Origin of the sequence: Cohaesibacter sp. ES.047, assembly GCF_900215505.1 — a bacterium.
Classification (GTDB): Bacteria; Pseudomonadota; Alphaproteobacteria; order Rhizobiales; family Cohaesibacteraceae; genus Cohaesibacter.
On sequence record NZ_LT907844.1, the window covers coordinates 647,944 to 670,530 of the forward strand.

Annotated in this window: 19 protein-coding genes and 2 pseudogenes; 9 read left to right on the forward strand and 12 right to left on the reverse strand. The window is 53.9% G+C overall.

The window, feature by feature from the left end; all coding sequences use genetic code 11:
* Positions 1 to 79: 79 nt before the first annotated feature.
* From CPH65_RS02815 to fabA, 5 genes are all read right to left on the reverse strand, one after another.
* On the reverse strand, positions 80 to 1,630 hold the full coding sequence (locus CPH65_RS02815; RefSeq protein WP_172891442.1) for a bifunctional diguanylate cyclase/phosphodiesterase: 1,551 nt from the start codon (positions 1,628 to 1,630) through the stop codon (positions 80 to 82).
* A 413-nt stretch (positions 1,631 to 2,043) separates the two neighbouring features.
* Positions 2,044 to 3,579, reverse strand: a complete 1,536-nt coding sequence (locus tag CPH65_RS02820; RefSeq protein ID WP_096172036.1) for a bifunctional diguanylate cyclase/phosphodiesterase — start codon at positions 3,577 to 3,579, stop codon at positions 2,044 to 2,046.
* A gap of 154 nt (positions 3,580 to 3,733) precedes the next feature.
* A complete protein-coding gene (fabI, locus tag CPH65_RS02825; RefSeq protein WP_096172037.1) occupies positions 3,734 to 4,534 on the reverse strand; it encodes an enoyl-ACP reductase FabI in 801 nt (266 codons plus the stop codon).
* A 12-nt stretch (positions 4,535 to 4,546) separates the two neighbouring features.
* Entirely contained in the window at positions 4,547 to 5,764 is a 1,218-nt protein-coding gene (gene fabB, locus CPH65_RS02830; RefSeq protein ID WP_096172038.1) for a beta-ketoacyl-ACP synthase I, read from the reverse strand.
* Positions 5,765 to 5,996: 232 nt separating this feature from the next.
* The gene (gene fabA, locus CPH65_RS02835; RefSeq protein ID WP_096172039.1) at positions 5,997 to 6,506 is read right to left on the reverse strand and encodes a 3-hydroxyacyl-[acyl-carrier-protein] dehydratase FabA; all 510 of its coding nucleotides are present in this window, start codon (positions 6,504 to 6,506) and stop codon (positions 5,997 to 5,999) included.
* 595 nt (positions 6,507 to 7,101) lie between these two features.
* Here fabA and irrA point away from each other — a divergent pair.
* Positions 7,102 to 7,533 carry an iron response transcriptional regulator IrrA gene (gene irrA / locus CPH65_RS02840; protein WP_096176192.1) on the forward strand — a complete coding sequence of 144 codons (432 nt, stop codon included), beginning with the start codon at positions 7,102 to 7,104 and terminating at the stop codon, positions 7,531 to 7,533.
* 126 nt (positions 7,534 to 7,659) lie between these two features.
* Here irrA and CPH65_RS02845 read toward each other — a convergent pair whose 3' ends face one another.
* Positions 7,660 to 8,184, reverse strand: a complete 525-nt coding sequence (locus CPH65_RS02845; RefSeq protein ID WP_096172040.1) for an SH3 domain-containing protein — start codon at positions 8,182 to 8,184, stop codon at positions 7,660 to 7,662.
* A 349-nt stretch (positions 8,185 to 8,533) separates the two neighbouring features.
* On the opposite strand from CPH65_RS02845, the gene CPH65_RS02850 reads away from it, so the two are divergent.
* Positions 8,534 to 9,523: a D-glycerate dehydrogenase gene (locus CPH65_RS02850; RefSeq protein ID WP_096172041.1), complete on the forward strand. Its 990-nt coding sequence runs from the start codon at positions 8,534 to 8,536 to the stop codon at positions 9,521 to 9,523.
* Between the two features lie 88 nt (positions 9,524 to 9,611).
* Here CPH65_RS02850 and CPH65_RS02855 read toward each other — a convergent pair whose 3' ends face one another.
* The 3 genes from CPH65_RS02855 to cysK all read right to left on the reverse strand — a co-directional run bounded on the left by CPH65_RS02855 (position 9,612) and on the right by cysK (position 12,429).
* Positions 9,612 to 10,370 (reverse strand): molybdopterin-synthase adenylyltransferase MoeB, encoded by a 759-nt coding sequence (locus CPH65_RS02855; RefSeq protein WP_096172042.1) that lies wholly within the window; start codon positions 10,368 to 10,370, stop codon positions 9,612 to 9,614.
* 56 nt (positions 10,371 to 10,426) lie between these two features.
* Complete coding sequence (locus CPH65_RS02860; RefSeq protein WP_096172043.1) at positions 10,427 to 11,176, reverse strand: DUF2259 domain-containing protein; 750 nt, start codon at positions 11,174 to 11,176, stop codon at positions 10,427 to 10,429.
* Between the two features lie 284 nt (positions 11,177 to 11,460).
* Complete coding sequence (gene cysK / locus CPH65_RS02865) at positions 11,461 to 12,429, reverse strand: cysteine synthase A (protein ID WP_096172044.1); 969 nt, start codon at positions 12,427 to 12,429, stop codon at positions 11,461 to 11,463.
* A gap of 344 nt (positions 12,430 to 12,773) precedes the next feature.
* Between cysK and CPH65_RS24080 the strand changes: the two are divergent.
* From CPH65_RS24080 to proX, 4 genes and pseudogenes are all read left to right on the forward strand, one after another.
* Positions 12,774 to 13,081: pseudogene (locus CPH65_RS24080) on the forward strand (IS21 family transposase); the annotation flags it as partial.
* Positions 13,082 to 13,180: 99 nt separating this feature from the next.
* The gene (locus CPH65_RS02875; RefSeq protein WP_244574524.1) at positions 13,181 to 14,377 is read left to right on the forward strand and encodes a glycine betaine/L-proline ABC transporter ATP-binding protein; all 1,197 of its coding nucleotides are present in this window, start codon (positions 13,181 to 13,183) and stop codon (positions 14,375 to 14,377) included.
* 13 nt (positions 14,378 to 14,390) lie between these two features.
* Entirely contained in the window at positions 14,391 to 15,314 is a 924-nt protein-coding gene (locus CPH65_RS02880) for a proline/glycine betaine ABC transporter permease (protein ID WP_096172046.1), read from the forward strand.
* Between the two features lie 84 nt (positions 15,315 to 15,398).
* Positions 15,399 to 16,409, forward strand: coding sequence for a glycine betaine/L-proline ABC transporter substrate-binding protein ProX (gene proX / locus CPH65_RS02885; protein WP_096172047.1), 1,011 nt, complete (start codon positions 15,399 to 15,401; stop codon positions 16,407 to 16,409).
* A 234-nt stretch (positions 16,410 to 16,643) separates the two neighbouring features.
* Here proX and CPH65_RS02890 read toward each other — a convergent pair.
* Positions 16,644 to 16,820: pseudogene (locus CPH65_RS02890) on the reverse strand (dUTP diphosphatase); the annotation flags it as partial.
* Between the two features lie 926 nt (positions 16,821 to 17,746).
* On the opposite strand from CPH65_RS02890, the gene CPH65_RS02895 reads away from it, so the two are divergent.
* Both CPH65_RS02895 and CPH65_RS02900 read left to right on the forward strand, forming a co-directional pair.
* Positions 17,747 to 18,580: a macro domain-containing protein gene (locus CPH65_RS02895; RefSeq protein ID WP_096172048.1), complete on the forward strand. Its 834-nt coding sequence runs from the start codon at positions 17,747 to 17,749 to the stop codon at positions 18,578 to 18,580.
* Positions 18,581 to 18,645: 65 nt separating this feature from the next.
* On the forward strand, positions 18,646 to 19,200 hold the full coding sequence (locus tag CPH65_RS02900) for a TIR domain-containing protein (protein WP_096172049.1): 555 nt from the start codon (positions 18,646 to 18,648) through the stop codon (positions 19,198 to 19,200).
* Between the two features lie 43 nt (positions 19,201 to 19,243).
* On the opposite strand, the gene CPH65_RS02905 is transcribed toward CPH65_RS02900, so the two are convergent.
* Complete coding sequence (locus CPH65_RS02905; RefSeq protein ID WP_096172050.1) at positions 19,244 to 20,239, reverse strand: hypothetical protein; 996 nt, start codon at positions 20,237 to 20,239, stop codon at positions 19,244 to 19,246.
* A gap of 426 nt (positions 20,240 to 20,665) precedes the next feature.
* Positions 20,666 to 21,529: an NAD(P)H-binding protein gene (locus tag CPH65_RS02910; protein WP_096172051.1), complete on the reverse strand. Its 864-nt coding sequence runs from the start codon at positions 21,527 to 21,529 to the stop codon at positions 20,666 to 20,668.
* Positions 21,530 to 21,648: 119 nt separating this feature from the next.
* On the opposite strand from CPH65_RS02910, the gene CPH65_RS02915 reads away from it, so the two are divergent.
* Positions 21,649 to 22,548 (forward strand): LysR family transcriptional regulator, encoded by a 900-nt coding sequence (locus CPH65_RS02915; protein WP_096172052.1) that lies wholly within the window; start codon positions 21,649 to 21,651, stop codon positions 22,546 to 22,548.
* Positions 22,549 to 22,587 lie beyond the last annotated feature (39 nt).

The window sequence follows — 22,587 nt, forward strand, 5'->3', positions numbered from 1 at the left end:
GCCCGTCAGAAAACTGACGGGCCTTTTTCATGACTGCCATATGCCTCCAGCCTTATCCCCTTCAACCGGGATCAAAACTTCAGGCGCAGAGATTGCGATTCTTGATCAACTTGAGTTTGCTCGGCTGGATCTCGGGTTCAGGCAAGGTCATCTCGAAGCCGGGTTCGGCGTCAAGATCGCGCGGGCGGCCCAACAGAAAGCCTTGTGCTTCCTGACAGCCGGCAATCCTCAGCATTTCAAGGGTTTCCTTGTCCTCGATACCCTCGGCCAGAATTTCGATATCGAGGCTCTTGCCGATGCCGATCATGGCAGAAATGATTGCCATATTGCCGTTGTTCTGTGCCAGTTCGCTGACAAAGGAGCGGTCAATCTTGATCTTGTCGATCGGGAACGCCGACAGATAGCTCAGAGACGAGTAGCCCGTTCCGAAATCATCCAAGGCAATCGTGATGCCCATGTCACGCAACTGGCGCAAGGTTTCAATGGTGCGTTGACTGGTATGAATGAACAGACTTTCGGTCACCTCGAGTTCAAGGCGCTTCGGCGAAAGACCGGTTTCCCGCAAGATGCGCTGAACGGTCGACACCAGATCGGTTTTCTTGAATTGGATCGGCGACAGATTCACCGCAACCCGAAGGGGCTGTTTCCAGCTTGCGGCTCGGCGGCAGGCTTCCCACAGAGCAAATTCGGACAGGGGTAGGATCATGCCATTGCGCTCTGCGAGGTGAATGAACGAACCGGGCGAAACCCAGCCCCGCTGAGGATGATCCCAGCGCATGAGGGCTTCAAATCCCGTCTGGCGCCCGGTTTCGGTACAGAACTGGGGCTGATAATGCAGGTGGAACTCGCCCTGAGTGATGGACTTGCCCATTTCCTGCGATAGCTGGTGGTCAATGTGAGCGCGCACATCCTGTCGCTGCTCAAAGACACAGATCTGATCACGCCCTTCCTGCTTGGCGCGCAGCAACGCCATTTTGGCCTGTTGCAGAAGCGAATCTGCTCGATAGCCGTGCTGGGGGAAAAGCACATAGCCGCCGGACACAGTGATATCGATGGGGCGACCATGAAAACGATAGGATTGCTTGAGATAGGAATGCAGGATCTGAATGCGTTCTTCCAACGAGGCGCTGGACCCGCGATCTTCCAGAATGATGGCAAACTCGTTTCCCGACAGTCGCGCGACCAGAAATTTCTGATTTTGGAAATGCTGCAGCCTGGAGGCAAATTCCTGCAGCAAGAGGTCGCCATTTTCGGTGCCAAGAATCGTATCAAGCTCCTTGAAGCGATCAATATCAACAATGAGCAGAGCGAAGGGTTTGTTCTGGAAACTGGCTGACCTGAGGCGCTCGTACATCGAAGAGAGAAACAACTGCCGATTGGCGAGTCCTGTGAGACTGTCAGAGCGTTTGATTTCGTCGACCTGCTGGCGATGTTTTTTGCGCAGCTTGTCGTAGGCATAGGCCAGATAGAGACAGAAGTATGCGGCAAAGGCCCCCATGGCCAGAATCGTTAGTTGTCTCGTTTGCGGATTGGCCGAACTTGAAAATGAGATGGCAACGCCAATCAGCATGACAAAGATGGCCATTTTCGCGGCTGCATAGCCCTTTGGGTTGAGGGATGCAGATGTCATCGAAGGTTCTCGCATTATCATGCTCAGCTATTGTAAACCTTGCTGAAGAATACGAAGCGCTTCTAAAAAAAAGGGAAAATTATCTGGTTAACAAAGTGCTTTTTGAACAGTATCGCCAATTTAACCTGTCAGTTTCCTCTTTTAATTCAGACGCTTGCGCGAAGTTATAGTTTAATACTCGCCCTGCGTGCATTAGACCTAGCCGCGAAAACCAAAGTTTTGTTCAAGAACACGCATTTTCATCCGGCAAGCGCGTGTGCCCGCTCCTTTAAAAAACGAGAGACGTCATTGCTGCTGTAGGATGAAAAAATGGGCTAATGGGCGGTCGATTGAGCGATGCTCAGTGACTAGCATATGATGGCTGAATTTGAAGGACAGAACGCTCAGGCCGTCAAGTGCGTGACAGACAGGTCTCAGGCCGATATGGCAATATCCCGCGCTGGCCTTTCCATTTCCTCGCCAGGCTCGACCGAAAGATCCCGAGGCTTGCCCAACAAATAGCCTTGCGCTTCATCACAGCCGGCTAGGCGCAGCATCTCGTAGGCTTTCTCGTCCTCGATGCCTTCCGCTGTGATGCGCATGTCGAGGCTCTTGCCCATGCCGATGACTGCGGAAATGATCGCCATGCAGCTGTTGTCTGTGGCAAGATTCTGCACAAAGCTGCGATCAATCTTGATCTTGTCAAAGGGAAAACTTGTCAGATAGGCGAGCGACGAATAGCCCGTGCCGAAGTCATCAAGGGCAATCGAGATCCCTTTTTTCCGCAAACGCCGAAGATCGGTTGCAACCCGGTCATCGATGTCGATGAACAGGCTTTCGGTGACTTCCAGCTCCAGACGATTGGGATCAAGACCGGTATCAATCAGGATCTCAGATACCCGTTCATTGATTTCGCACTGCTGCATCTGAACAGGAGACAGATTGACGGCCACCTTGAGCGGATTGACCCACCGGCTTGCGGTTTCGCAGGCCATTCTCAGGATAAGATCGGACAGAGGCAGAATGAGACCGTTCTTTTCGGCAATGGGAATGAAGACGGTTGGCGAAATGATGCCCCGGTCCTTGTGATGCCAGCGGATCAGCGCCTCGAAGCCGGCCAACTCACCGTTGGCGAAACTATATTGCGGTTGGTAGTAGAGCCTGAACTCGCCATCCTGCAACGCTCTTTCCATGTCATGGGACAGAAAATGGCTGTCGAGCATCTTGGGGTCGGCCACGTCATCGTAGCAATAAATTCTGTCAAACCCGTCCTGCTTTGCGCGCTCAAGAGCAAAATGCGCATTCTGGAACAGCTGGTCTGCGTCGACAGCATCGTCTGGAAACAGGGTGAGGCCGACCGAAAATGTCAGATCGACAGACTGGTTGTGGCATTTGTAGGATTTGTAGAGGGCACCAAAGACATCGCAGACCTTGTTTTCGAGATCGGCATCGCTGCCATCATACGTTAAAATGAGGGCAAATTCGTCACCGCTCAGCCGCGCCGCATCACGATCGTAGCAAGCCAGCTTGTCAAGGCGCTCTCCCACTTGCCGTAGCAACAGATCGGCAGAGGTATAACCCAGAAAAGAATTCAGTTCCTTGAACCGGTCGATATCGAAGCAAAACAGCGCAAAGGGGAACTGGTCCTTGTTCTGCTCGACACGGTGCTCCAACTGTTCGTGGAATGCCTCGCGGTTGGCAATACTGGTCAGCTTGTCTTTGGAGGACAATCTGTCCAGCGCCTTGCCCGCATTGAGCCGGTCGCGGTTCAAGTGCAGAAGAAACAGGCAGGAAAACGCCGAGATCACCCCGATCATCGCCATCTGTACGATGAACAAGGTTCGGGTATCCTGATTTTCGATCGATACAATGACAGCGAGTGCGATGATGAAGTTGACGACGATCAACCCTCCCATCGCGAGGATTTGCCGTCTCATGCCCTTGTCAAATTTTGCCAGAAAGCTGATCATACCAAACCTGATGCATCTGTCATTTCGGGCAGCCTATACCAAAACCTCTAAAAGTGAGCCTAATGGGCTTGGTTAAATTTCTCCTTATACGTGTATAAAAAAGGAGGGCAACGCCCTCCTTGAAATTGTTTGGTCATCTGCGCTCTATGGCCGACTAGTAGAGCTTGGACAAGGATTCCAGCGTCGGCATGGACATGCAATTGTACCCGGAATCCACAAAATGGGTCTCGCCCGTGACTTTTTTGGACATGTCAGACAGAAGATAGAGAGCGGTGCCGCCCACATCCTCAATCGTGCAAACATCCCTCAGCGGGCTGTTGTCGCGCTGATAGTTGTACATCATGCGCGCATCCGATATGCCTGCCCCGGCCAATGTCCGAACCGGTCCGGCAGAAATCGCATTGACGCGAATGCCGGTTGGCCCGAAGTCTGCAGCCAGATAGCGCACCGATGCTTCAAGCGCCGCCTTGGCAACACCCATAACATTGTAGTTGGGCATGACACGGATTGAGCCAGCATAGGTCATTGTGATCATGGAGCCGCCTTCTGTCATCAACTCGGCGGCCCGCTTGGCCACTTCGGTGAAGGAGAAGCAGGAAATCACCATGGTCCGGGAAAAATTGTCCCGGCTGGTATCCGCGTAACGCCCCTTGAGCTCGCTCTTGTCGGAAAAGCCGATGGCATGAACGATGAAGTCAATCTTGCCCCACGTTTCCTTCAAGGTGTCGAAGACCGCATCAACAGAGTCCAGATCTTCAACATCACATGGCAGAACGATATTGGATCCGACCTTTTCAGCCAACGGCTTGACGCGCTTTCCCAGCGCGTCTCCCTGATAGGTAAAGGCCAGTTCGGCGCCCTGGTCATGAAGTGTCTGGGCAATGCCCCAGGCAATCGAGTTTGCATTCGCGACGCCCATGATCAGGCCGCGCTTCCCTTGCATTAATCCGCTCATCTTGGTTCGCCTTTAGCCGTTATAACGCTGGAAGATCAGCGTCGCGTTGGTGCCACCGAACCCGAAGGAGTTCGAAAGAGCCACGTCGATCGGCTTCTCGATCCGTTCGCGGACAATGTTCATGCCAACACATTCCGGATCAAGCTCTGTGATGTGTGCCGACTCGCCAATGAAACCGGCCTGCATCATCAGCAGCGAATAGATCGATTCCTGAGCACCGGCCGCCCCGAGGGAATGGCCCGAAAGGGACTTGGTCGAAGCGGTGTAAGGCTGATCGTCGCCAAAGACTTCCTTGATGGCACCGATCTCGGCGGTATCGCCAACCACCGTGGAGGTGCCGTGGCAGTTGATATAGTCAACTTTGCCATCGAGGGTGGACATGGCCTGACGCATGCAACGCCTTGCGCCTTCGCCAGACGGAGCCACCATATCGTAGCCATCGGACGTTGCACCATAACCGACGATTTCGGCATAGATCTTGGCACCACGGGCCTTGGCATGCTCGAGTTCTTCAACCACCAGAACACCAGCCCCGCCAGCAATCACGAAGCCATCACGTGTGGCATCGAAGGCGCGGGACGCGGTTTCGGGTGTCTCGTTGAATTTCGAGCTCATGGCGCCCATGGCATCGAACAGGTTCGACATGGTCCAGTCGAGATCCTCATGACCACCGGCAAAGACGATGTCCTGCTTGCCCATCTGGATCAGTTCATAGGCATTGCCGATGCAATGCGCGGAGGTGGAGCAGGCCGAAGAAATGGAATAGTTCACACCGTGGATCTTGAACCAGGTCGCAAGGGTCGCAGATGCGGTGGACGACATGGCCTTGGGCACGGCGAAAGGCCCGATGCGCTTGGGCGAACCGTTCTTGCGGGTGATGTCCGCAGCACCGACGACGGTCTGCGTTGACGGGCCGCCGGAGCCCATGATGATACCGGTCCGCTCGTTGGTGATGTCGTCCTGCTCGAGGCCCGCATCGGTAATGGCCTGAACCATCGCAATGTGGTTCCATTCCCCACCCTTGGACAGGAAGCGCTTGGCGCGACGATCAACAAGCTCTGTCGTGTCGATGTCCGGAGCGCCCCAGACCTGACTGCGGAATCCATGATCGGCAAAGTCCTGGGAAAAGGAAATACCGGATTTGGCATCTCTGAGCGATGCGGTGACGGCGTCAGCGTCGTTTCCCAGAGAGGAAACAATACCCAAGCCGGAAATGACAACACGTTTCATAATCTTGGCCTCACTATCAAATTTCGGGGCGCTTTGGTTCTGTCGCGATTCATATGACTGACTTGTGCCTTAGGTGGGCGTTGCCGATGGCCTCGACAAGGTTGCATCTGATCATCGTGATGCGCTTTGCTTGTCTCAAGGCCTTATGTTGGCAGCCTGCCCCTGGCTTTGGTCGGATCGCGGGTCGAATAAAGTCTCGGCGGAGGTCCGCCCTTGTCGTCGGGGTGTCTGATCAGGCGTCCTTGAACAGACCGACGCGCAAATCCTTGGCGCTGAAGACGGTCTCGCCATCGGCTTTCACCCAGCCATCTCCAATACCCAGATTGAGACGGCCCTTCATGACGCGTTTGTAGTCCACACCATATTGAACAAGCTTTGTCGATGGCGTGATCATGCCGGAGAACTTGATCTCACCAACGGAAATGGCGCGACCTTTGCCTTGCAATCCCAACCAGCCGAGATAAAAGCCGGTCATCTGCCAAAGCGCATCCAGTCCAAGGCAGCCCGGCATCACGGGATCACCCTGAAAATGGCAGTCAAAAAACCAGCGTTCAGGGTTGATATCATATTCAGCCAGAATATTGCCCTTCTCGTACTCGCCACCTTGTTCGGAAATGTCGGTAATCCGGTCCAGCATCAGCATTGGCGGCAAGGGCAGCTGGGGGTTGCCCGGCCCAAACATTTCACCGCGGCTGCAGGTCAGAATCTCTTCGTAGGTATAGCTGGATTGGCGCTGTTCCATGCGGTTTCCACTCTTATCCTTTTCAGTTCGCCCATATGTTGGGCGGTGTCTTCTTTGATGCGGGAGGTAAATCAGTCAACAATCATTCTGATGTCCACTGTAGGCAAAACGCCTGTCGGAGCCGGAAACAGCTGCTCCGAACTCGACGGGGCATTGCATGTCCGCCTTCTGAGTTTGCTTATAGCCTTTTCTTTTGGGCAGCACTAGGCTCGCCAATGACTAAGTTAACATTTGTTCTACAGAGAAATCAGGCAAAAAGGAGTAGTTCTGCCAAGTTTGTGTGCTGATACACAGGTTCCGCACCAATCAAGTGCATCTCAGTCCCTCACAGGTCCTGCCTGATCGAGATTACAGGAGCGTTTTGTGCGCCCTTCAAGCATCCTTTATCGGGCTTGATCGAGAAAATCGGCAGCGTTTCAGCCTTTACGACCCCTCGCCGCCTTTCGTTCTCTTGCCGAAGTCTGCAAAAAATACTATATCTGCAGCACTACGGTGCGTTGACCGCCCGCTTCTGTCGATGAAGGCCTGGCCATTCGATCCTGATAAAGGTGTCGCACGGGACAGAGCGAAGCAAGACATCAAGGACCTGTTGAGTATGAACGCAGAGACAGAAACATTTGACAAACGCTCGGCACGCGACCTGTTGGTCGGAGCCGGATTGCGCCCTACCCGTCAGAGATTATCGCTGGCTGAGCTGCTCTTTGCCAAGGGCGACCGGCATGTCTCGGCAGAATTGCTGCACGAAGAGGCCGAACGCGTCAATGTCTCGGTGTCACTTGCCACGGTCTACAACACGCTGCATCAGTTCACGCAGGCCGGGTTGCTGCGCGAAGTGGCTGTGGAAGGCACCAAGACCTATTTCGACACCAATGTGTCGGACCACTATCATTTCTACATGGAAGAAGACGGCAAAGTGGTCGATATTCCGGACAGTCTGCGGGTTTCCGAATTGCCTGAAGTGCCCGAAGGCATGGAAATCACTCGTGTTGACGTTGTCGTTCGGCTGCGCCGCAAACAAGATACCTGATCATCTTCAGCCAAATCTGACCGCACGACGCCAAAAGGGCCTGCTTTGACAAAAGGAAGGCCCTTTTTGATTGCGCGTTTTTTTTGGCTTGGCGCTTATGGATACGGATCTCAGGCGCGACACGCGCTACTCGATCTCTTCTCTTGGGTAGACGCCCCACAAAAGGTTGGACTTGATCCAGCCTTCATAGCCCTGAACGCCGACATCGCACCATTCATTTTCGCACTGATTGACATCGACCTGAACGCCGATCTGTGCCTTGGCGGTGGTGGCCGTGCTTTCTTTTGGTTTTGCGCGCAAGGGCACAATCGTGCCAGCCGTCTGCCAGGGGCTGATGAGGGCAGTGCGGCGCCCCGACAACAGGGAATGATAGACCCAGCCCATTTCCCCTTCGCTGTCGCGAATCTTGCGCCAATTGTCTGATTCCTCGATGATTTCCACCGGCAACCCTGCCCGGCGGAACACCCAGAGAACCTTATGGTCGGTGGACGGACCAGCCCGAACATTGACCCGATCGGATTTCAAGGAAACAAAACGAGGCAGCTTGAGGCCGGATGGGCCGATCCTTGTCTGAGCGGACGACGGCAAAGACATCACCATCAAAAGGGTCGCTGCCAACATCAATTTCGCAAGGATCTGTCTCTTCTTCATTCTGGATCTCGCGCGTTGCGTCCCTTTGTCTCGCTGCTATGCAAAAACTTCTGCAAGGATAGGCTTTCAGCGCTAAAGATTCCTTTAACCCTCATTGAAAAAGCCCGCGAAAGTTAAGCCCTTCTCAAACCATGTAATGACTGGCCAAGAGCCCGACTTTGCTTATAGCATCGATCCCACTGTTAAATTTGGCGTGATTTTTGTGCGCTGCAAACCAAAGTCGCACAGCGCTTGTCACACCCGAGAGGTGATTGGACACGACACGAAAGACAAGACTGCGGTCTGTCTTCTCTGTCATCCATCTCCCCGGCGGCGGCTCTGTGCAATGAGGCATGAATAGGGCAAACCTATGGCGAAAACCAAGCCTATCGTTGTTGTGACGCGCAAGCTTCCTGATGTTGTGGAAACACGGATGCGCGAGTTGTTCGACACGCGCCTGAATGAAAGTGACAGGCCGATGAGTCAGGCAGAGCTGGTCGAGGCGGTCAAAATGGCCGATGTGCTGGTGCCGACGGTCACGGACCGGATCGATTCCCACGTCATTTCGCAGGCCGGTGACTCGTTCAAGCTTATTGCCAATTTCGGCAATGGTGTCGACAATATCGATGTGGCCGCCGCCAATGCGCGCTCTATCACCGTCACCAACACCCCCGGCGTGCTGACCGAGGATACCGCGGATATGACCATGGCCCTCATGCTGGCCGTGCCCCGCCGCCTGATGGATGGCGTTGCAGTCATCAAGGAAAAGCCGTCCTGGACTGGCTGGTCACCAACCTGGATGCTGGGCAACCGCATCTGGGGCAAAAGGCTCGGGATCATCGGCATGGGTCGAATCGGTCAGGCCGTCGCCCGCCGGGCCAAGGCTTTCGGGATGCAGATTCATTATCACAATCGCCGGCGATTGCCGGAGGCCATCGAACAGGAGCTGGAGTCGACCTATTGGGACAGTCTTGATCAGATGCTCGCCCGCATGGACGTCATTTCCATCCATTGTCCGCACACTCCGGCGACCTATCATCTGCTCTCGGCGCGCCGTTTGAAGCTGATCAGGCAGGATGCCTATCTGGTCAACACGGCCCGCGGTGAGGTGATCGACGAAAATGCCTTAACGCGCATGCTGCTCAATGGCGAACTCGCCGGGGCGGGGCTTGACGTGTTCGAGCATGAACCGGCGGTTAATCCGAAGCTGGTCGATTGTGATCGCGTGGTGCTGATCCCGCACATGGGGTCGGCCACCAAGGAAGGACGTGCCGATATGGGCGACAAGGTCATCATCAACATCAAGACCTTCATGGATGGCCATCGCCCGCCCGATCGCGTGTTGATGTCGATGCTATAGAAGGCGGGGGCGAGATGCCCCCCCGTCACGCACGCGATCCATTTGACCTTATCTGGCCTATTCTGATCTTATCTGGCCTTATCTGGCCTTATCTGGCCTTATCTGGCCTGCGGCGATAGCGGATGGTCTCGAACCGGGCCGATCTGGCGTCATAGAGCAAAAGTCGACCGACCAATCCCTCACCAAGGCCGACGATTTCCTTGATGGCTTCCACCGCCTGTAGGGAACCGATGACACCGGTGAGCGCACCAAGCACACCCGCTTCGGCACAGGAGGGAATGCTGCCCGGCTCGGGCTTTTTGGGAAACAGATCCCGATAACGCGGGTTGAGCTTGCCTTTTTCGTCGCTTTCAAAGGGCTTGAGCGTCGTGATCGAGCCATCAAACAGCCCCACCGCAGCGGTGATCAGCGGCACTTTCGCCTCTTCGCAAAGGTCAGCCACCGCATAGCGCGTGTCGAAATTGTCTGTGCCATCGATCACAAGATCGTATTCACCAATGAGCGCGAGCCCGTTCGTCGTGTCAAGCCTCGTCTGGTGCGTCCTGATCTCAACATGGGGATTGATGCGCGCAAGACTGCGAGCGGCGCTTTCCACCTTCGGCTCACCGATGCTTTCCGTATCGTGGATGACCTGCCTTTGCAGGTTTGACAGCGAAACCACGTCATCATCGATGCTGCCCAGCACACCCACACCAGCAGCGGCGAGATAGGCCAGCACGGGTGAGCCCAATCCGCCAGCTCCGACCACGAGTACGCGGGACTGTTTCAGTTTCTGCTGCCCCGCACCCCCGACATCCCGCAACAGGATGTGACGTGCGTAGCGTTCAAGTTCCAGATCGTCGAGCATGACTTGGCTCTTTGTTGTGTTCGAGGGAGCCTCGGAGACTGAAGGAGCCCCTGAGACTAGAAAGAGAAGGGAACGGCTATATATCTCAGATCCGGACCTTCAAAACCGCGACTGAAAATACCGACGAGGGCGGCTCCGTAATGGTTGCCAAGATGGCGATCGGGTGCGAAGGCCGCAATCAGATGATAGCGCTCCGGACATCCACGGGATTTGGGGGCGCTGCCCTCATCATGAAGATCCACCTGCGTGCCGTCGGGCTTGGTCATGGACAAAGCAAATCCCATAACACGGTCGTTCGGCGTGGCGCAATCATTGAGATCCTGAACATCGATGTTGCTCAATTGCAGACGATAGGGGCCTGGCTGACCGGTCAGCATGGGATGGATGGTCTGGTTGAAGACCAGCTCATCCTTCTTGCCATGCTCATTGAGGGGGGAGGCAGCCATCAACACGCCGGTCGTCGAAATATTGTAGCGCTGCATGAGGGGTGTTGCTTCTTCGAAGGCCCGGATGCGCGCGGCGAGCATGGGCTGATTGTCCTGCTCGATCAACACGCGGATCGGGGTATCGGACACCCAGCTGTCGTTTTTGAGATCAACGATGTAGATGTTGGAATAGGGGAAACCGGATCCGTCCTGAACACCAAATTCCTCAAAGGCGAAATAGCGCCCGTTCTGATCAGAGGAAAAGCCATGCGAGCGAAATTCCGCCGCGTCGCCAGCCCGTGCGGCGGAGATCGGCAGGAACAGACAGAGAAGAAGACAAAGGCGAAACAGCAGGCTTTGACGGGTCACAATGGTTGGCATCGATAGGCTCTCCGTTTCATATCGGCTCCGATACGATCAGTGTATCGGCAGCCTGCAGCCTTGTGCTTGAAATACCGTGGTCCCGCGAAATGCAAGGATCCAGCGGCAATGAACCTTCTCCATGACGGGTCGGGGCTTCTCATCGATTCGTCTTTCATAGCCCCAGTTGCAAAAATGCTAGCACAAAAAAAGCCACCTCAACCAGCTTTTACACGCCGGTCGAGATGGCTTGAATCATTCAATTGGGTGGCCTTGCTATCTGCGGATCACAGGGCCGAACCATCTCAGACGCCATCGAAAAGGGCGGTCGAGAGATAGCGCTCGGCAAAGCTTGGAATGATGATGACAATGTTCTTGCCCGCCATCTCGTCGCGTTTGCCCACCTCGATTGCCGCGGCCAATGCTGCACCGGAGGAAATGCCGCCCGGAACACCTTCAATGCGCGCCAGAGCGCGCGAGTAGGAGAAGGCATCTTCGCTGGCGACCGTGACGATTTCGTCGTAGATTTCGGTGTTCAGCACACCGGGAACGAACCCGGCGCCAATGCCCTGAATCTTGTGCGGGCCCGTGTTGCCGCCCGAGAGCACCGGGCTTTCGGTCGGCTCGACCGCGACCACATGAACCGAGGGCTTGCGCTCCTTGAGGACCGAGCCAACACCGGTGATGGTGCCGCCGGTGCCAATGCCGGAAATCAGGACATCCACTTCGCCATTGGTGTCGTTCCAGATTTCCTCGGCGGTGGTGCTGCGGTGGATTTCCGGGTTGGCAGCATTCTGGAACTGCTGCGGAATGACCGCGTTTTCGATTTCGCCAAGCAGCTCTTCAGCACGGGCGATGGCGCCCTTCATGCCTTTGGGGCCTTCGGTCAGCTCAAGCTCCGCGCCAAGGAAGGCAAACATCTTGCGGCGTTCGATCGACATGGTTTCGGGCATGACGAGGACAAGACGATAGCCCTTGGCGGCCGCCGCGAAGGCAAGCCCGATGCCGGTGTTGCCGGAAGTCGGTTCGATCAGCGTGGTCTTGCCCGGCTCAATGGTGCCTGCAGATTCCATGCTGGCGATCATGTTGACCCCGATGCGATCCTTGACGCTGGCAAGGGGGTTGAAGAATTCAAGCTTGCCCATGAGGTTGGCTTTCACGCCATATTCCTTGGCAACCTTGTCAAAGCGCACCAGAGGCGTATTGCCGATGGTGTCGATGATGGAATCATAGATGCGACCGCGCCCTTCGGTTTTGATCGGTGTATGTGTCATGATTGTTTCCTCGCGAAGGGACCAACCTGCCTTCCTGTGACGAGCCAGAGGGAAGCTGCGTTGGTCGTCTTTTCTTTGTTTGCTCCAAGGCACTTTCCGATCAGATCGAATGGCATGGAAAGCTGAGTGGAAAGTGCCTTATGTCTCGTGTTTTCTCCGCGCAGTCAGGTGCGCGGAGAAATGCTGTCCCCACAATGTAAGAGCTTCAATGGAGAAGTGCGAGAAATCTGTTGCCAACTTTTCTGGATAGTGAGGAATAGTTCGCCAACAAAAGGCACGATTCAGAAATCACGGCCCCCTGTTGCAAAGATGCAGCGCAAAATGGAGAATATTTTTCCATCCAATCGGCAACGGCGGAGGCCTGGATGGACGGGCATGTTCATGCCTTTGCTTTTTTTGGCGGAGTGCCGCAATCAATCCTTGATGATACCGACTGCTGTCTGGTCTCTACGATAGAGCCGGATGGAACACGCCTTCGCGCTACGTTGTTCAGCGCGCTGCTGTCGCATTACCTGTTCCGGGATCGCTATGAACGCCCGGGAAAGGGGCGGGAAAGGGGAATGACAAAGGTAATGTTGAAGGGATGGTCGGCTACACGCGCCGCAACCATATGGTGCCGATCCCCCACTTTTCTGACTGGGAGAGCTTCAACGCTATGGCTGGTTTTTACTCCGACGTTGACAGACGAAAATTGTGATCACTGTTTCCTTTCGAGCACGAGTGTGTTAAATCCCTACCCATGCCTATTAAAATGAAAGTTAGGAACGTTTCCAAGCTCTTTAATGATGAGAGTGGTGAAGGCTGGAAGCGCGTTCAGCAAGGACAAAGCAAAGAGCAGATTTTTCGCGAAACCGGCGTCACCGTCGGGATCAACAATGTCAGCTTTGACGTGAACGAAGGCGAGATCTTCGTGATCATGGGTCTCTCCGGATCCGGCAAGTCCACACTGGTACGCACTTTGAACGGCTTGATCCCTTCCTCAGCAGGGGAAATCTGGGTCGACGATGTCGACGTGGCCTCTTGCACAAAGGAAGAGCTTCGAAAGGTTCGGCGTGAGAAATGCTGCATGGTATTCCAGCATTTCGCGCTTTTTCCGCACAAGACTGTCTTGGATAATGTGGCCTTCGGTTTGAAGGTCAACGGGGTTCCCAAAGAGGAACGTTACAAGACAGCACTTGAATCCCTTGATAAAGTGGGGCTGGATGCTCATGCAGACAGCTATCCCGGCGAGCTTTCGGGCGGCATGCAGCAGCGTGTCGGTCTGGCACGTGGTCTGGCCAATGATCCGGAAATCCTGTTGATGGATGAGCCGTTCGGTGCGCTTGATCCGTTGATCCGCCGCGAGATGCAGGATGAACTGGTCGTTCTCCAGCGCGAGCTGCAGAAAACCATCATCTTCATCACCCACGATCTCAACGAAGCCCTGCTTCTGGGTGATCGCATCGCGATCATGAAAGACGGCGCTTTCGTTCAGGTGGGAACGGCTCAGGACATTGTTTCCGATCCGGCAGACGCCTATGTGAGAGCGTTTGTTGCCGATATTGACCGCAGCCGCGTTTACACCGCGTCCGACATTGCCGAGGATGCCTCTCGCGTTTCACTCACCGCGCGAGTTTCCGATGCAACGGCAGCCATGGACCGGACCGGAACCGAGATCATTCATGTGGTCAAGGATGGCGTTCCAGCCGGACTTCTGACGCGAAGTGACGTTGAGAATGCCAAGCCGTCAACGCGCGTCATGGACATCATGCATGCCCATCCACCGACCGTACCTCAAGACGCTTATCTCAATGAAATCTATTCAGAAGCGCAAACCGGTATGCCTTTGGCCGTAACCGATGATGACGGCAGGCTGGTTGGTGTTGTTTCCGCCGAGAATATCTTCGAACATCTGGCTTCAGATGAAGAAGAAACCGGACAGGACAGCACCACAAGCGCAGCATTATAATTAGGAGACTGACTTGATCAGCCCTTCAGACTTTTTAAGCATTCCGTTTGATGAAGTGGTCAACAGCTTCGTTCGCGGGTTTCTGGTTCCTAACTTTCGCCCGTTTTTCAGGGCAATGCAGGTGCCGGTGAACGAAGTTCTTCAGGCACTTGATGGCTTTTTTGCCTGGGTGCCGATGATCATTATCACCCTCTTTTTTGCCTTTGTCGCCTGGCGCGTTGTAAACCGTACCATGGCCATAGCAACCATTATCGGTTTCTGCTTTATTGACATGATTGGCCTGTGGCCGGAAACCATGACGACCCTGTCGATGATTATCACATCAGTGCTCTTCTGCGCCCTGATCGGTATCCCCGTCGGCATTCTCGCCTCAAGCAGCGACACAGCCTGGAAAATCGTCCGTCCCATTCTGGATATCATGCAGACGGTTCCAAGCTTCGTTTATCTTGTGCCAATTGTCATGCTCTTCGGTGTCGGCATGGCTCCGGGCATCATTGCAACGATTATCTTCGCCTTGCCGCCGATCATTCGCATGACCAACCTCGGCATTCGCAATGTGCGCGAGGATCTGATCGAGGCGTCAGAGTCCTTCGGCGCGACCTATTTCCAGATTTTGTGGGAAGTCCAGATTCCTCTGGCTTTGCGCACAATCATGGCAGGTCTCAACCAGACCCTGATGCTGGCTTTGTCCATGGTCGTTATCGCCGCCCTCATTGGAGCTGGCGGTCTTGGTCTGGTGGTCAACACCGGTCTTGGACGCCTTGATGTTGGTGGGGCGACGGCTGGTGGCGTCGGTATCGTCATTCTGGCGATCATTCTTGACCGCATCACGCAGGGTTTTGCTGAACCAAACACAAACAACACGTCTTTGTTTGGTTTCATTACGTCCATTTTCAAGGGACAACCAGCAACGGATTCCGACAAACAAAAAGCTTGATGAAACGACAGCGAAAGCCGGATGGACTCTGTCTGTCTGGCTTTCGCTATTTTTAACCACTGAATTACTAGAGGAGAATTTATTATGGCGAATGCTATCCGCAAATTTGCTGCAGCCGCAGCTCTGTCCGGCGCCGTTATGATTGGTGCTGCCCCTTCCTTCGCAGCCGACATGCCTGGTGAAGGCGTAACCATTAAAATGGGTCAGGCAACCTGGGACACCGGTTGGTTCCATTCTGAAATCTACAGCCAGCTGTTCCAGAAGCTCGGCTACGCTGTTGATGGCCCGACCACGCTTGACGTGCCGGTTTTCTATCAGTCCGTCGCATTTGGCGATCTGGATTTGTGGGTCAACGGCTGGTTCCCGCTGCATGATACCTATAAGCCTGCTTTTGAAGATACCGCGTCCATCGTTGGCGCAGTTGCGCCAAAAGGTGCTCTGCAGGGTTATCTCGTCGACAAAGCTGCCGTTGATAAATTCGACATCAAGTCTCTGGAAGATTTCAAACGCCCTGAAGTCAAAGAGGCCTTTGACCGCAATGGTGACGGCAAAGCAGACATGGTTGCCTGCCCTCCGGGCTGGGGTTGTGAAATGGCCATTGCCAAGCATATGGAAGACTATGATCTGGGCGATGATGTCAACCTGATCAAGGCAGGCTATTCGGCCTCCATGGCCGATGCCGTTGCTTCCTATGAAGCTGGCGAACACATCCTGTTCTACACATGGACCCCGAACTGGACCGTGAACCAGCTGAAGCCGGGTAAAGATGTCATGTGGATCACCGTGCCGGAACGTGATGGTGTTGAAACAGCTCCAGCCGTGAAAGGTCTTGATACCTGTGTATCCGATCCTTGCTCCATGGGCTTTGCTGCAACCGATATCCTGCCGGTTGCCAACGATGCCTTCATCGAGAAGAACCCTGCGGTCAAGACACTTCTTGAGGAAGTCCGTATTCCGGTTCAAGACATCTATGCACAGAATGCAGCCATGAACGAAGGCGATGATGATGTGAAAGCACAGGCTTCTGCATGGATCGAAAAGAATCAGGACGAAGTCAACAAATGGCTCGATGACGCACGCGCAGCTGCGAAATAAGGGACCTGAAAGATCAGGCTCCTCTTGCCTGACCTTGGCAGTCTCAAATAACAAGCCGTCACGATTGAAAGATCGTGGCGGCTTTTTTGTGTGGTCCATGTGCTTATCGGATGCCTACACGCTATTCAGACACATCAAGAAGACCGGATCAGGGAGTGCGTGCCACTCCTTCCTTTGCAAAGATGCAGCGCGAAATGGAGAATAATTTTCCATCCAATCAGTAATGGCGGAGTGTCAGTCTTTTTTTCCCGTCGAGCCGAAACCGCCCTCTCCGCGCTCGGTCTTGGGCAGTTCGGAGACCTTCTTGACCTTCATGTGCAGCACCGGCGCGACGACCATCTGGGCGATGCGCATGCCGCGCTCGACGACGAAATCCTCCTCGCCGTGGTTGATCATGATGATCTTCACTTCGCTCTACTTACAAGTGTGGTAAAACAGTTATGTAGGGAGGATTCCTTCATTTTTTGCAAAGAATCTATTTTGGTTAGTTTCATAGCTCCCAAAATTTTGCAAAATGGCCCCATTGTGTAACGGTTTTACCATTGTTTGCTATCCAGCCGTTGGCCAAGAGTGGTCTTCCTAATCTGACTTGCAACATGGTCAATCCCTGCCTTGATGCACTCCATTTTGCCAATCAAAACCACCTGTTCGGCGGCACGCGGCGACCCGTCTGCACTTGCTCATTCAATACGACGCCAGACTGTTTCAGTTTCCTTTTCAGATCAAGATTCTCTGTCTTCAACGGAATCGGCCCAGAGCAGCTGCTCGCCTTCCGGTATTGACGGTAAAATCTTTTCCTCTTTTCAGCCGTTTGAATGAAGCGCAGCATTTGGTGCGGTCAAATGGTAGGTTGGCGGACAAAGCACCAATTTGCTGCAGCGCAGTGTTTCCATTCCCATCGGAACAGCCTTTTGGCAAACCGGGCGGATTGCGGACTTGCGGCGGTGCAATAACGCTGTTGCATATATTCGGCACAGCGGACACTCTCGTGCGGCTCAGGTCGATCTGACGTCAACTGTCATAGAGGGCGGAAAGCGGCCATTCGTTGCTCTTACGAAAGCATCCGGTCAAGACGTGAAAGCGGCCATTCGCGCTTCAGATTCAACAGTCCCTATGCTGCAACGAGGAGCAACGTCAGCTATGCGGCGAAAACGGTATACTGGGCAAGCAAGCCTTGGTGTTCTGGATTGTTTAGGTCATTCCACTGGGCCTTCGTGCTCTACCAAGGGACGATAGGCGCCGCGAGGCGAAGCCCAACCGACAATGCACGTTATCATTGCACATCATCATCTCATCGCTATACTCTCACACACAGTGGGTAGCTAGGAGGAACAAGTTTGAAAGTAACGATATTCGATAGGCAGGTTCGCGATTCATTCTTTAGAGTCGCTGCGGGCATAGGAACCGCGCTCTCCACATTGCTACTTTTTGTAAATATTCCAGACGACCGTAAGCTCTACTCACTTATCGGTCTCGCAACAATCCTGTTCATCTTTTACCTTGTGATATGGTGGCGCGCCAATAATCTAAAAGAGGTCGCTATCAAAATAGATGGTACAACAGTGACGGTTAAGTCTGGGGATATCTTCAATGAGGAAGGGTTGAAGGCTATCGCATTCAACGAATATTTCGATACGGTTGTAGATAATGTTTTGATTAGTGATCGCTCTCTAAATGGCATATTCCTATGTTCGAAGCTCAATGGAACCATTTCAGAATTAGATGCGGAAATTGAGTCTCACCCGTTTGAGGAAGGGGAAATCTTACAGCAAGAGGTGCCTCGAACCACCGGAAAGACGGTAAAATTCAGGTTGGGTACGATCTTTGTTAAAGACGACTTTCTCTTAACCGCAATGTCTAAGTTCGACTCCAGCAATCGAGCCAATCTCACCATGCCGGAATACTTGGAGTTTCTAATAAATTTCTGGGACAGGGTGAACAAAGTTTATGCGCAACGCTCTGTGGTGACGCCCATATTTGGGTCGGGAATTACACGCATCCGCGGACATAGGGATATTAGTGATGAAGATCTGCTAAAAATAATGCTGTGGACTTTCCGCATTAGTGAAATGCGCTTTAAATACCCTGCCAAGCTTACGATAGTCGTTCACACTGGCAAGATTGATCAAATAAATTTTCTCGACCTGAAGTCCTTGCGGAATGGCGTGTAATGCCTTCCTCTCACCTCCAAGTCAAATTCGAACTTCGAACGCGCTCTACGTAGATTGAGGCCGATATGGTAAATCGAACTGGAACTTACATCGCCTTTGACGGGCTCGGGCAGCAAGACCCGACAAAATCAGATTTCCGATATTACGCCACGATCCAGGGGTGGAGCGCCTCGAAGAGTTCAGATTTTCGCCTCACCAATAGCCATGAGAAAGCAAGTGCTGTCCGAGACACAAGTAAGCTCGCCACCTTGCAAGCCAGCATCCGGCAGAGGCTTCAGGCTTCCAAGAACACGTTAATTGTGCTGTCGAATGATACGCGAAAGAGCGGCAGTGTGCTATCTTGGGAAATAAAGAAGGCCGTGGATGACTACGATCTTCCTTTAATCATAGCGCATGCGGGTTATGATTCCGTGATGAACCCGAAAGGTTTATCGGATCGCTGGCCTAAAACTTTGGCCACTAGGTTAAATGATGGATCAGCGAAAGCAATCCACATACCTTTCAAACAGGATGCCATTTTTGACGCCATTCAACGCTTCACAGTAAATGGAGAGAAATTGAATGGGTCCTTTGTGTACTACGATGAAGCGACCCATAGGAGTTGGGGTTATATCAGATAGCGCCTCTTGGGGAGCTATATGGTCAGCAATAAAACCTCGGTGTTTATGGCCCGACTTTCTTCGATAGCTCGTAGCTGAGTTCTTCAATCAGGTCAGCGAATTCTCGCACTGCGGAGTCTCGGATCAGAATTCGTTGTCCTGCAGCATAGGTTTGGTCGCCGCTTCGATCAATGTAGCCCTGATCTACGATTCCCTGCTGATGAGCGAGAAGATGGCGCTGTTGGAAGTAAACCCTGAGCTGGTCAAGTTTGTCTTGTCCGATCAGATCGACGTAGTCAAGCCCGATCTCCGCGCTCCACAGGTCCGACCCGACATCAAGATTCTGGAAGGCATTGCGGCGAGCCGTCTTTCCGCTCTGACGTTCGTATAGCTGCTCGTTCAGCCTCTGGAACGACATTACAGTATCTTGAACGGCCTTCTCCAAGAGCGTTCTGATCATAACCTCGGCCTCATCACGACCGAGCGTGTTCCGCAAGGTTTCCCCAAGTCCTGCGGCGGTGCGGATGGTATTCAAGGTTTGCGTGAAGGTATGGCTTGCAGAGTTTGCCCCACAGCTTGGACAAAAGTATGCAGCTCCAACGTAGGAATAGCGGCAACCGCAGCTCTCACAGGCGGTACGAAGCCGCATCGGCTCCGCTGCTGCTACTGGCACAAGCACGGCGTCCCGTCCTCCTTTCACGTCCAAGGTGATACTCAGGAAGGAATGGCGGTTCTGGCGACGCTTCGACGCCGCCGTGTCCGCTCTCATCGCCTTGTTCATAGAGTTGGTGATTTTGCCGAGCGCGTACTCTCGGGCGGCCTCAACCTGCGCCCTCGGATACCAAGACGCGGCAGGAGCCACATGCCTGCAGGATGGACAAAACACCTCCTCGTCTCGAACGATATTCGACCAGTCATCACCATAAATCTTGAAGAGGAAAAGGCATGGCTCGGAAGGGCATTCCTTGTCGAGATACCCTTCGGAGTCAGGCTCGATGGGGACGGATAGCTCCTTCATCCGTCCAAGCCTTTCGAGTTCACGCTGTAGGTTTTTGAACATTTGACGCGCTTTATATCGTGCTTCTTAAAACTTATAATACCTCATATAGAGGCGCGCGATCCAGTAAATTCAATGCGCTTCTCCTGGCTATATGAGCCAGAGCGTCTGGTCTCCCGGATCAGCAACCTTGTAGATATGACGGCCCATCGTATCGGTTTTTGCCGCCCACAGTTGGGTAGAAGCGGACCTTGGCGCAGCCGCAGCGAATTGGCGCTCCATCCGCGTTGTGTGAATTCACCCGTCGTTTGATTTCGCACCCTCGGCGAAAGTCCGGTCTCACGGACCGCAACGCAGCGGGCGAGACCGCTGGTCAATGTCCGGTTCGGGCCGCCTTTTCGAGTTGCGATAGGCGGCCCGATTTATGAGGGCCAACTCGCGAACTGCCTCTGCAAGTTCGAGCTTGATACGAACCGGCCAAACCGATCGCTATCCGAACTTTCGGGCAAGAAGATCTTTGATGCGCTGGGGCTCTCGCCCCAATAGTCTTTTCAAGGTTGGATCTATCATCGCGAATTCTCCCTCCCGGGCAGCGCGATAATAGCCCGTCATAACTCTAATGACGCTTTCCGGAAGCCCATGACGCCGAGCATTCTCAACCATGGTGCTTTCGCTAATGAGACTCCGCTCGATGGTTTTGCCGACGATTTCTCCTGCCAGCCGTGCAAGATCCCCCATATCGAGTGCTTCACCGCCGACCAAAGGAGGTGTTGGGCCTTCGTGCGTTTCGTGACCGCTCAGGAACAGGGCGTCCACCTCGGCCAGGTCTTGGTGGGTCGTCCAGGTAACCTTGCCGTCCTCGGGGCCGGTCAGACAGCGGCTCTCAATCCCTCTTGCATGCATACTGATGGCGCTATCAGCATAAAACCCGTGACGTAACGCCGTCCATGCGAGGCCGGAATGTGCCAGCATCGCCTCGGTCGCTGCGTGATCTCTGCCCGGAGGGAAGTGTGATTGTGAGTTGCTTGAGACCTGACTGGTATAGAGCAACCGTTTCACGCCCAACTCCTTTGCCACAGCTATGGCTGTTTCATGTTGGGCCAGTGCATTGCCTCCGGATGCAGCTGCATTTGAAGACACAAGCAGCAGTCGCGCTGCACCGTCCCAAGCAGAGCGCAAACTGTCAGCATCATTGTAATCGCCCTTTCTGACACGGACACCGCGAGCGGCAAGGTGAGAGAGCTTTTCTGGTTCTCGAACACTTACACCAATCTGCTCTGCGGGCACGAGGCGCAACAGCGCCTCCAAGACAAATCCGCCAAGTTTTCCCGAGCCCCCGGTAACAACAAGCATTGTTCAATCTCCAATCGTAAGTTTGGTGGCACTGACGCCCAGTTCATTTTAATTGTTCGACACAATGACTGTTTTCAAATAGTAAGATAAGAGAGCCAAATTCGAACGGGTTGCTCTGTATGGAGAACAAAGTTTCCTTTGATGATCTAACCGTCCTGCTCGCAGTGCTTCGTGACGGGGGCTTTCGCGCGGCCGCGCGCCGACTTGGTGTTGCACCTTCAAAGGTCAGTACGACAATCTCGAGAATCGAGGCACAGCTTGGTGTGCCGGTTTTGCGTCGCACTACCAGAAGCCTGCATCTCACCGATGCAGGCAAACTGCTCGTGGACCGGGTTACACCGCTCTTGTCCGCCGTGGATGCCGCTTGTCTTGAGGTGGCCAATCTTGGCGGGCAGGTGCAAGGGCGTCTGACACTGAACGTACCCGGTGCGGTTATGCCAGATATCCTGCCACCACTTCTTGCCGAGTACCGCCTCCAACATCCAGGGGTGGAGGTGGAGATCATGGTCGAAAACGATCTGGTGGATGTCGTAGCCGCTGGTTGTGATGCGGGTATCCGCTATGGCAGCGTTCTGGAGCAAGACATGATCTCTATCCCGATCGGCCCTCGCACACAGCAGATGGCATTGGCTGCAGCCCCCGCATATTTGCAGGAACATGGTATGCCTCTTAAACCGGAGGATCTAACGGCACACAGCGCGATCCGGTACCGCCTGAAGGACGGCCCGCTGTTGCCGTGGACGCTGTGCAGAGAGGGGCAGTTCATGGAGGTAAAGCCAAACAATGCCCTCATCTTGAGTGTGAATGCAATTGACACGGGGCTGCGTTACACGAGAGCGGGTATGGGTATCATTCAAACATTCCGTAACTGGCTGGACGAGGATTTTGCCAACGGCAGGCTGGTACCGGTTCTTCCAGATTGGTGGCCCGAGATGGATGGACCACGTCTTTACTATCCCAATCGGTCCGCGCCGCAGCCACTGCGCAGCTTTATCGAAATTTGCCGGTCCGCCGTTTAGATGTGTTGCTCTAGGTCCGTTTCAGATGTTGAAACCTGA